12 protein-coding genes and 2 pseudogenes are annotated in these 9255 nt (G+C 71.6%); 3 read left to right on the top strand and 11 right to left on the bottom strand.

Annotated features, from left to right (window positions below):
• The 7 genes and pseudogenes from KBX53_RS12425 to KBX53_RS12395 all read right to left on the bottom strand — a co-directional run.
• Positions 1 to 532 (bottom strand): TrmH family RNA methyltransferase (locus tag KBX53_RS12425; protein ID WP_309140760.1); only part of this gene is annotated, 532 nt, incomplete at its 3' end.
• Between the two features lie 29 nt (positions 533 to 561).
• On the bottom strand, positions 562 to 954 hold the full coding sequence (gene rplT / locus KBX53_RS12420; RefSeq protein WP_030335718.1) for a 50S ribosomal protein L20: 393 nt from the start codon (positions 952 to 954) through the stop codon (positions 562 to 564).
• Between the two features lie 32 nt (positions 955 to 986).
• Positions 987 to 1181, bottom strand: coding sequence for a 50S ribosomal protein L35 (rpmI, locus tag KBX53_RS12415; protein ID WP_007458415.1), 195 nt, complete (start codon positions 1179 to 1181; stop codon positions 987 to 989).
• 20 nt (positions 1182 to 1201) lie between these two features.
• Positions 1202 to 1849, bottom strand: a complete 648-nt coding sequence (gene infC / locus KBX53_RS12410) for a translation initiation factor IF-3 (RefSeq protein WP_030335715.1) — start codon at positions 1847 to 1849, stop codon at positions 1202 to 1204.
• A gap of 557 nt (positions 1850 to 2406) precedes the next feature.
• The gene (locus tag KBX53_RS12405; protein ID WP_210859252.1) at positions 2407 to 2880 is read right to left on the bottom strand and encodes a PH domain-containing protein; all 474 of its coding nucleotides are present in this window, start codon (positions 2878 to 2880) and stop codon (positions 2407 to 2409) included.
• A 42-nt stretch (positions 2881 to 2922) separates the two neighbouring features.
• Positions 2923 to 3474, bottom strand: a pseudogene (gene hisG / locus KBX53_RS12400) (ATP phosphoribosyltransferase); the annotation flags it as partial.
• Between the two features lie 48 nt (positions 3475 to 3522).
• Positions 3523 to 3804 (bottom strand): phosphoribosyl-ATP diphosphatase, encoded by a 282-nt coding sequence (locus KBX53_RS12395; protein WP_225854096.1) that lies wholly within the window; start codon positions 3802 to 3804, stop codon positions 3523 to 3525.
• A 115-nt stretch (positions 3805 to 3919) separates the two neighbouring features.
• Here KBX53_RS12395 and KBX53_RS12390 point away from each other — a divergent pair, with 115 nt between their 5' ends.
• From KBX53_RS12390 to KBX53_RS12380, 3 genes and pseudogenes are all read left to right on the top strand, one after another.
• Positions 3920 to 4783: an ABC transporter substrate-binding protein gene (locus tag KBX53_RS12390; RefSeq protein WP_030335707.1), complete on the top strand. Its 864-nt coding sequence runs from the start codon at positions 3920 to 3922 to the stop codon at positions 4781 to 4783.
• Positions 4784 to 4788: 5 nt separating this feature from the next.
• Positions 4789 to 5625 (top strand): amino acid ABC transporter permease, encoded by an 837-nt coding sequence (locus tag KBX53_RS12385; protein WP_210859250.1) that lies wholly within the window; start codon positions 4789 to 4791, stop codon positions 5623 to 5625.
• 3 nt (positions 5626 to 5628) lie between these two features.
• Positions 5629 to 6372 (top strand): annotated as a pseudogene (locus KBX53_RS12380) (amino acid ABC transporter ATP-binding protein).
• A 17-nt stretch (positions 6373 to 6389) separates the two neighbouring features.
• On the opposite strand, the gene ribH reads toward KBX53_RS12380, so the two are convergent.
• The 4 genes from ribH to KBX53_RS12360 form a co-directional block, all read right to left on the bottom strand.
• Positions 6390 to 6890: a 6,7-dimethyl-8-ribityllumazine synthase gene (gene ribH, locus KBX53_RS12375; protein ID WP_030335701.1), complete on the bottom strand. Its 501-nt coding sequence runs from the start codon at positions 6888 to 6890 to the stop codon at positions 6390 to 6392.
• A gap of 2 nt (positions 6891 to 6892) precedes the next feature.
• The gene (locus tag KBX53_RS12370) at positions 6893 to 8158 is read right to left on the bottom strand and encodes a bifunctional 3,4-dihydroxy-2-butanone-4-phosphate synthase/GTP cyclohydrolase II (protein ID WP_030335699.1); all 1266 of its coding nucleotides are present in this window, start codon (positions 8156 to 8158) and stop codon (positions 6893 to 6895) included.
• Complete coding sequence (pnuC, locus tag KBX53_RS12365; RefSeq protein WP_210859248.1) at positions 8155 to 8838, bottom strand: nicotinamide riboside transporter PnuC; 684 nt, start codon at positions 8836 to 8838, stop codon at positions 8155 to 8157. Before pnuC ends, KBX53_RS12370 begins: the two co-directional genes overlap by 4 nt.
• The coding region (locus KBX53_RS12360; RefSeq protein ID WP_210859246.1) for a riboflavin synthase at positions 8838 to 9255 on the bottom strand (418 nt) is incomplete at its 5' end. The genes pnuC and KBX53_RS12360, both read right to left, overlap by 1 nt.

Below are 9255 nucleotides of genomic sequence, written 5' to 3'. Positions count from 1 at the left end.
AGGCCCGCACACACTTGCCGTTGTAGGGGTCGACGGCGTCCCCGGCGAAGACCACCGCACCCGCGCCGGCCGCGTCGGCGGTGCGCAGCACCGTGCCGGCGTTGCCCGGGTCGCGGATCTCGGCGAGCACCGCCACCAGCCGGGGCGCACCGGCGAGGGCCTGCTCCAACGACACGTCCAGGTGCCGGCAGACGGCCACCAGCCCCTGCGGGGCGACGGTCTCGGCCAGCGCCGCGAGGGCGTCGTCGGTCACCCCCGAGACCGGCACGTCGGCGCGGGCCGCCGGGGCGGCCCACACCGGGTACCGGTCGAGCGCGGTGGTCGTACCGCACAGTTCGGCGCCCACCCCCGGCCGCGCGAGGGCCTCGCGGCCCGCCTGCGGGCCCTCGGCCAGGAAACGGCCGGTGGCGTCGCGGTCCCGGCGGCGTTGCAGGCGGCGGGCGGCGACAACCCTGGGGGTACGCGGGGTGAAGGCCATGATGTGCGCTCCTCCGGCACGATTGAGGCGCCCCCCGGACGGCGGTGCCGACACGGGAGACGCCTCGCTCTGGTGCGTGGGGATCAGGCGGCCTGAGCCGCCGCGCCGCCGGTGCCCTCGGCCGCGACCGCGGCCCGGGCCAGCTCGACGATCGCCGCGAAGGCGGCGGCGTCGTTGACAGCCAGGTCGGCCAGGATCTTGCGGTCGACCTCGATGCCGGCCAGACGCAGGCCCTGGATCAGACGGTTGTAGGTCATCCCGTTGGCCCGGGCGCCCGCGTTGATCCGCTGAATCCACAGCTGCCGGAAGTCGCCCTTGCGGTCGCGACGGTCCCGGTAGGCGTACTGCATCGAGTGCAGCACCTGCTCCTTGGCCTTGCGGTACAGGCGGGAGCGCTGACCGCGGTAACCACTCGCGGTCTCCAGCAGGGTACGACGCTTCTTCTGGGCGTTTACAGCCCGCTTGACGCGTGCCATCTCAACTCCTTCTTACGTAAAGGTGGCGCGCGTCAGCGGCCGAGCAGCTTCTTGATGCGCTTGACGTCGGCCTTGGCCAGCACGACCGTGCCGGTCAGCCGGCGGGTCTGGGTGGAGGGCTTCTTCTCCAGGTTGTGGCGCAGGCCGGCCTGCTGGGCAACGATCTTGCCCTTGCCGGTCACCTTGACCCGCTTACCCATACCCGTGTGGCTCTTCATCTTCGGCATGTGGAACGTCTTCTCCCCTGTTACTCGCCGCTGGTGGCGGCGGTGCCGGTGTCGCCGGCTGCTGCGGTCTCGCCGACCGCCGCGGTCTCATCGGCTGCCGGAGCGGCGGACTCGTCCCCAGCCCGGTCCCGAGGACCACCGCGGGACGCCGTGGCGGCGACCGCGGAAGCCTTGACGGCCCGGTGCGGAGCGAGAACCATGATCATGTTTCGGCCGTCCTGCTTGGGAGCGGCCTCGACGTATCCCAGGTCCGTGATCTCGGACTCGAGCCGGCGCAGGAGCCGGTAACCCAGCTCCGGGCGGCTCTGCTCGCGACCGCGGAACATGATCGTCACCTTGACCTTGTCGCCCGCCTTGAGGAACCGCACCACGTGACCCTTCTTGGTCTCGTAGTCGTGCGGGTCGATCTTCGGCCGAAGCTTCATTTCCTTGATGACGGTCTGCTGCTGGTTACGCCGCGCTTCGCGCGCCTTGAGTGCGCTCTCATACTTGAACTTGCCGAAGTCCATGAGCTTGCACACCGGCGGGCGCGCCATCGGCGCAACCTCGACCAGGTCCAGATCGACGTCCGCGGCCAGCTGAAGAGCGCGCTCCAGCGGGACGATGCCCACCTGCTCACCCTCTGGGCCGACCAGTCGGACCTCACGTGCCCGGATCTGCTCGTTCACGCGTGGTTCGACGCTGATGGGGCCTCCTCGAGTCGTTTCTGCCGTGTCGCCGACCCCTGCGGCTCCCGGGAGGGAACCGACTCGAAAAGCAGAAGGCCCCGGCGTATGCCAGGGCCCGCTCGACCGGTCGGCACGATCACAAGGATCGCGCATCCAGCGCCGGGACATGCCCGGAACCGGTGACCGGACCCGGCCACCGTAGCGGTGACTCAGGTGGGAGCAGGCGCTCCGCTTTCAAGGCTGTCTGCTCGCACGCGGAGACAGCCTGGTCGACTCGACAACACTACACCGGCGCCCCGGTCACCCCCAAACCGGGACACCCGGGGCAGCGTCCGGGACGCCGTGCCACCCCTGCGCGGCCCTCACGCGCCTGGCGACGCTTCAAGATCCGCGCACTTTCCCTGAAACTGCCGCCTCCCGGCGCCGTGATGCAGCAGTTTCAGGGAAGTTGTCCAGATCTTGGCGAGGGGTGCGCGGCATGCCTGGCCGCTGGGCGGCGACGCGAGGTCGACGGTCGACGGTTCGGCCGCGGACCGGCGTGGGCGGTGTCGCTGGGGTCAGCGGCCGACGGCGCGTTCGGCGAGACGGGCCTGGTGGGCCTCGTGCAGCCGGCGCAGCGCGCGGACCCCGTCGACTGCCGACTCCTTGTCGGCGGCCTGCAGGGCGACCATCGGCAGCAGGTCGTCGTCGTGCAGCTCCAGGCTGGCCCACGGCGCGCCCCGGTCGAAGCGCACGCCCCGGACAACCTCCCAGGGCAGCTCGTAGGAGCCGACGATGTTGCGCACCCGGATCCCCCGCGCGTCCGCCTCCACCCGGGGACGGGTGAACAGCAGGCAACCCAGCGCCCCGAAGACGCCCAGGCCGATCATGGCGATCTGGTCGCCGCGCTGGAAGCTGCCGTAACCATCACCGGTCGGGCCACTCAGCGACGTCGCGACCAGACCGAACACCACCACCAGGGCGACCGCCGCCGACCAGCAGACCGCGCGGATGCGGCGGGGCTTCAGGCGGACCAGCTCGGTATCACTCACCCCACCAGTCTGCCACCCGCACTCGTCCCGCAGACGCACCACCCGCCGGACCAGCACCGCCGACGAGCGCAGCAGCGGCTCGCCGAAGACCACCAGGCCCGCCTGGCGCAGGGTCGCGCCGGTCTCCACCACGTCCGCGATCACGTCGGCGACGCCGAGGCGTACGGCGTTCTCCACCGCGCCGTCGAGACGGATCACGTCGGCCTTGACCCCCACCTCGCCGAGGTGCCGCTCGACCAGCCCCGGGTACGCGGTGGCGATCCGGTGACCGCCCAGCTCCTGGACGGAGGCGATGTCGTCGGGGCGGGCGGCGAACCGGAAGGTGGCCCGGCCGAAGGCCAGGTCGACGACCTCCTCGGCCGGCGCTGCCGAGTCGATCAGCAGGTCCCGGCCGGTGATCCCGAGGTCGAGGTCACCGGAGCCGACGTAGGTGGCGATGTCCTTCGGGCGCAGGTAGAAGAATTCGACGTCGTTGGCCTCGTCCCGGCAGACGAGGTCCTTGGGGTCGGTGCGCTGGCGGTAGCCCGCCTCGCGCAGCATCTGGGCGGCCGGTTCGGCCAGGGTGCCCTTGTTGGGAATGGCGACACGCAGCATGACGGAGTGCTCCTTCGATCCGGATGGCGATCAACGGGGTGGGGGCACTCACAGATGTCGGTAGACGTCCTTGAGCTCGAGACCACTGGCGAGCATCAGCACCTGGACCTGGTAGAGCAGCTGGGAGATCTCCTCGGCGGTGCGCTCCGGCCCCTCGTGCTCGGCGGCCATCCACGACTCGGCCGCCTCCTCGACGACCTTCTTGCCGATGAAGTGCACGCCCTTGTCCAGCGCGGCGACGGTGCCCGAGCCCGGGGTGCCGGCGGCGGCCTTGGCCTGCAGCTCGGCGAACAACTCCTCGAACGTCTTCACGGGAAGCGATTCTTCCAGCCTCCCCGGCAGGGCCCCGCGTCCGGGTCCGCCCGAGTCCCGCAAGCGGACAATTCCCTACCAACATGGTGGGACAATTGTCGATCGATGCTCATGGAGCCCTACGCTGTCGGCCATGGCCAGCAGATCACGTCTTCTCGCGCTCCCCCTCGCCGGCGCCGTCGTGGTAGCCACCGCCGGATGCGCGCCACAGGACGAGAAACCCACCCCCACTGTCACCGCCACAGCGTCCTGCGCCAAGGACAGCCTGCCCACGCGTACGCCGGGCAAGCTGACCATCGCCACCGACCAGCCCGCGTACGAGCCGTGGTTCTCCGACGACAAGCCCGACAACGGTGAGGGCTTCGAATCCGCCGTCGCGTACGCGGTGGCCGAGCAGCTCGGCTACGCCCGCGCCGACGTCACCTGGACCCGGATCAAGTTCGACACCGCGATCGCGCCCGGCCCGAAGGACTTCGACTTCGACATCAACCAGTTCTCCATCACCGAGGAGCGCAAGCAGGCGGTCGACTTCTCCGCGCCGTACTACCTGGTGCGACAGACCGTCATCGCGTTGAAGTCCTCGAAGATCGCCGGCAGGACGTCGCTGGCCGAGCTGCGCGACGCCCGGCTCGGCGCGCAGGTCGGCACCACCAGCTACCAGGCGATCACCGACGTGATCAAGCCGACCGCGAAGCCGCAGGTCTACAACAGCAACGACGACGCCAAGAAGGCACTGCAGAACGGGCAGCTGGACGGTCTGGTGGTGGACCTGCCGACCGCCTTCTACATCACCGGCGCGGAGATCACCGACGCGACGATCGTCGGGCAGGTGCCGCAGGTCGGTACGCCCGAGGCGTTCGGGTTGCTGCTCGACAAGAACTCCCCACTGACCCCGTGCGTGAGCGACGCGGTCGGTCAGCTCAGCACGGCGGGCACCCTGAAGCAGTTGGAGCAGAAGTGGCTCGCTCAGGCGGCGGGGGCGGCCGAACTGCGGTGACACTTCTGGATCGTGTGCCGTCCGAGGCGCAGCTGCGGCGCACGGCGTACCGGCGTCGGCAGACCGTCTACAGCGTGCTCGTCGCGGCCTGCTCGACGGCGGCGCTCGGCACGCTGCTGGTGATCGCGGTGACCGGGGCGCCGGGCTGGGACCGGGTCCGGCGCTCGTTCCTGGATCCGGCGATCGCCCGCGACGCGCTGCCGACGGTGCTGAGCGGGCTCTGGCTCAACGTCCGGCTGCTGGTGTGCTGTGCGTTCGGCGCGCTGCTGCTCGGGCTGGTGATCGCCGTGCTGCGGACGCTGCGCGGGCCGGTCTTCTTCCCGGTCCGCGCGCTGGCCGCCGGCTACACCTACACCTTCCGGGGCCTGCCGCTGATCATCGTGCTCTACCTGCTCACCCTCGGCGTGCCGGGGCTGCGGTTGCAGGGCATGCCGCCGGTGCTGGTGCTGGGCGGGATCGCGCTGGTCCTCACCTACGGCGGCTACCTCGCCGAGGTGTTCCGGGCCGGCATCGAGTCGGTGCACCACAGCCAGCTCGCGGCGGCCCGCTCGTTGGGCCTGACCCACCGGCAGACGATGCGCCACGTGGTCCTGCCGCAGGCCGTCCGCCGGGTGGCGCCGCCCCTGCTCAACGACGTGGTGGCGTTGCAGAAGGACGTGGGGCTGGTGTCGCTCGCCGGGCCGATCGACGCGGTCCGCGCCGCGCAGATCGCCACCGCACAGACCTTCAACTACACGCCGTACATCGTGGCGGGGGTGCTCTTCGTGCTGCTCGCGATCCCGCTGATCGCGGTAACCGACTGGGTGACGCTGCGCGCGGCCCGCCGGCAGTCGGGAGGCTGAGCCATGGCACTGCTGCGCTGTCGGGGCCTGCGCAAGGAGTTCGGCGGGCACACCGTGCTCGACCAGCTCGACCTGACCGTCACCGAGCACCAGGTGGTGGCGGTGATCGGCGCGTCCGGTTCCGGCAAGTCGACACTGCTGCGCTGCGTCAACCTGCTGGAGGAACTCGACGACGGCACCATCGAGTTGGACGGCGAGGACATCTCCGATCCCCGGGTGGACCCGGACCAGGTCCGTCGGCGCATCGGCATGGTGTTCCAGGCGTACAACCTCTTTCCGCACCTGAGCGTGTTGGACAACATCACCCTCGCGCCGCGGCGCGTACACCGTCGTGGCCGCGCGGAGGCGGAGGCGCAGGCCCGGGAGTTGCTCGACCGGGTGGGGCTCGGCGCGAAGGCGGACGCCTACCCGGACCGGCTCTCCGGCGGGCAGCAGCAAAGGGTGGCGATCGTCCGGGCGCTGGCGAACTCACCCCGGCTGATGCTGCTGGACGAGATCACCTCAGCACTGGACCCGGAGCTCGTCGGCGAGGTGCTGTCGATGGTCCGCGACCTGTAGGCCGACGGGATGACCTTGGTGCTGGCCACCCTCGAGATGGGCTTCGGCCGGGAGGTCGCCGACGAGGTGTGCTTCCTCGACGCCGGGCGGGTCGTCGAGAGCGGCCCGCCCGAACAGGTGCTCGGCGAGCCGACGCAGCCCCGGACCCGGCAGTTCCTGCGCCGGATCATCGAGGCCGGTCGGCTCTGAGCCTGCAAGGGGGTGCCTCAGCCGCCGAAGCCGACCCGCTGGGCGTTGCCCGCCGCCACGGTCCGCACGGCCAGTGCCGCGTCGAGGGCCGCGACCGTGGCGGCCCAGCCCTTGTCCTCCGCCGAACCGGGCAGGCCGGCCCGGTCGCGGGCCTGCTCGATGGTCTCCACCGTCAACACCCCGTGCGCCACCGGCTTGCCCTCGTCCAACGCCACCCGGGTCAACCCGTCGGTGACCGAGCGGCAGACGTAGTCGAAGTGGGCGGTGGCGCCACGGACCACCACGCCGAGGGCGACCACCACGTCGCAGCGGCGGGCCAGGGCCTGCGCCACCACCGGCAGCTCGACCGAGCCGGCGACCCGGGCGACCACGGAACGAGCGCCGCACGCCTCGGCGGCGGCCACCGCCCGCTCCAGCATGTGGTCGGTCAGCTCACCGTGCCAGCGGGCGGCGACGACCCCGACCGTCAGTCCTGCGGCGTCGACCGCCTCGACCCCCGGCTCACCGAAACCCGCCATCGTCATGCTCCGATCTCGTCGTTGGCGACCGGACGCCCCAGCGGCGCCTCGGACTCCTCGTCCAACTCGTCCAGCAGGTGACCCATCCGGTCCCGCTTGGTGCGCAGGTAGCGCATGTTCTCCGGGTGCGCGCCGACCGGCAGGCTCTCCCGGCCGGTGATCGTCAACCCGTACCCCTCCAGCCCAGCCCGCTTGGCCGGGTTGTTGGTCAGCAACCGCATCGACCGCACGCCCAGGTCGTAGAGGATCTGCGCGCCGGTGCCGTAGTCGCGGGCGTCGGCCGGCAGGCCCAGGTCGAGGTTGGCGTCGACGGTGTCGCGGCCCAGGTCCTGCAGCTGGTACGCCTGCAGCTTGTGCAGCAGCCCGATGCCGCGCCCCTCGTGCCCACGGACGTAGAGCACCACGCCCCGGCCTTCCTTCCCGACCCGGGCCAGCGCGGCGTCCAGCTGCGGCCCGCAGTCGCAGCGCAGCGAGCCGAACACGTCCCCGGTCAGGCACTCGGAGTGCACCCGGACCAGCACGTCCTGGCCGTCACCGAGGTCACCCAGCACCATCGCGACGTGTTCGGCCGGGTCGTGCTCGGCGCGGTAGCCGAGCGCCCGGAACACCCCGTGCCGGGTCGGCATCCGGGCGTCGGCGACCAGTTCGACCTGCTTCTCGGTACGCCGCCGGTAGGCGATCAGGTCGGCGATGGTGACCAACGTGAGGCCGTGCTCGGCGGAGAACTTCTCCAGGTCCGGCAGGCGCATCATGGTGCCGTCGTCGTTGACCAGCTCGCAGAGCACGCCGGCCGGCCGCAGCCCGGCCAACCGGGTCAGGTCGATGCCCGCCTCGGTGTGCCCCGGCCGGCGCAGCACCCCGCCCTCGCGGGCGCGCAGCGGCACCACGTGCCCGGGGCGGGCCAGGTCGGTCGGGTCGGTCGTCGCGGCGGCGAGCAGCCGGCTGGTGTGCGCGCGGTCGGCCGCCGAGATGCCGGTGCTGACCCCCTCGCGGGCGTCCACCGTCACCGTGTACGCGGTGCCGCGCCGGTCCTGGTTGGTGTGGTGCATCGGCGGCAGGTCGAGCCGGTCGGCTTCGCTCTCGGTCAGCGCCACGCAGACGTATCCGGAGGTGTAGCGCACCATGAACGCCATCAGCTCCGGCGTGGCCAGCTCGGCCGCGAAGATCAGGTCGCCCTCGTTCTCCCGGTCCGCGTCGTCGACCACCACGACCGGCCGGCCGGCCGCGATGTCTGCGACCGCCTGCTCGATATCCCCAAAACTGGTCATGCGACGGCCTCCCGGTAGATGGGCTGACGGACGGTGGCCGTGGCACGCGAGGTGCGCCACCAGGCGGCGAAGCCCCAGACGCAGAGGGCGCCGTAGATCAGGTACATGACGGCCGACGGGTAGAACCCGCCGCGCAGCAGCAGCGGCACGCCGACCGCGTCCACCGCGATCCAGAGCAGCCAGAACTCCACCCACCCGCGGGCCATGCCGTAGGTGGCCAGCAGGCTGCCGGTGAGGATCCAGGCGTCCGGCAGCGGACCCCACGAGCCCAGGGCCTTGAGCAGCGGGTACGCCGCGGCGGTGCCGACCACGGCGGCCAGCAGCAGCATCAGCCGCTCCCGTCCGGTGGCCCAGCGCGGGACGACGGCCGCCTGCCCGGCGTCGCCGCGACGGTTGCGCTGCCAGCGCCACCAGCCGTAGACGCTGACCGCGAAGAAGAACACCTGTCGGCCGGCCTGCCCGTACAGGTCGTGCGCCTGCGGGGTGGTGAACACCCCGCCGAGGAAGACGGTGAGCAGCAGCGCGTTACCGATCATGCCGACCGGCCACGCCCAGACCAGCCGGCGCAGCCCGAGCAGCGCCGAGATCAGCCCGAACGCGTTGCCGACGATCTCCCGGGCCAGCACCGGCGAACCGGCGATGTGCACCTGGGCGTCCAGTAGCCAGCTGAGCGGGCCCATCAGGCCACCCCGCCCAGGTTCGCGGCCACGCCGCGCACGTCGGCCTGGGTGAGCCGGTCGCCGAGCAGCCGTTCGACGTACTTGGCCAGCACGTCGACCTCCAGGTTGACCGGGTCGCCGACGCCCTTCGCGCCGAGCGTGGTCAGCTTCAGCGTGGTCGGGATCAGCCCGACGGCGAACTCGTCCGCGCCGACGGCGGCCACCGTCAACGAGACACCGTCGATGGTGATCGAGCCCTTCTCCACCACGTACCGGGACAGGCTGGCGGGCAGCCGGAAGCGGACCGTCTCCCACTGCTCGGCCGGCTCCCGGGAGATCAGTTCACCGACGCCGTCGACGTGGCCCTGCACCAGGTGCCCGCCGAGCCGGCTGCCGAGCGCGGCGGCCCGCTCCAGGTTGACCGGGTCGCCGGGGCGC

It is taken from the genome of Micromonospora sp. M51 (assembly GCF_018070305.1).
In the GTDB taxonomy this organism is placed as follows: domain Bacteria; phylum Actinomycetota; class Actinomycetes; order Mycobacteriales; family Micromonosporaceae; genus Micromonospora; species Micromonospora parva.
This window is presented reverse-complemented; position numbering and strand designations above follow the sequence as displayed.

What these genes read in the sequence shown, in the direction of transcription:
- rplT (WP_030335718.1), bottom strand. Translation starts at nt 954, where the DNA reads ATGGCACGCGTCAAGCGGGCTGTAAACGCCCAGAAGAAGCGTCGTACC.
- rpmI (WP_007458415.1), bottom strand. Translation starts at nt 1,181, where the DNA reads ATGCCGAAGATGAAGAGCCACACGGGTATGGGTAAGCGGGTCAAGGTG.
- KBX53_RS12390 (WP_030335707.1), top strand. Translation starts at nt 3,920, where the DNA reads ATGGCCAGCAGATCACGTCTTCTCGCGCTCCCCCTCGCCGGCGCCGTC.
- ribH (WP_030335701.1), bottom strand. Translation starts at nt 6,890, where the DNA reads ATGGCGGGTTTCGGTGAGCCGGGGGTCGAGGCGGTCGACGCCGCAGGA.
- KBX53_RS12370 (WP_030335699.1), bottom strand. Translation starts at nt 8,158, where the DNA reads ATGACCAGTTTTGGGGATATCGAGCAGGCGGTCGCAGACATCGCGGCC.
- pnuC (WP_210859248.1), bottom strand. Translation starts at nt 8,838, where the DNA reads ATGGGCCCGCTCAGCTGGCTACTGGACGCCCAGGTGCACATCGCCGGT.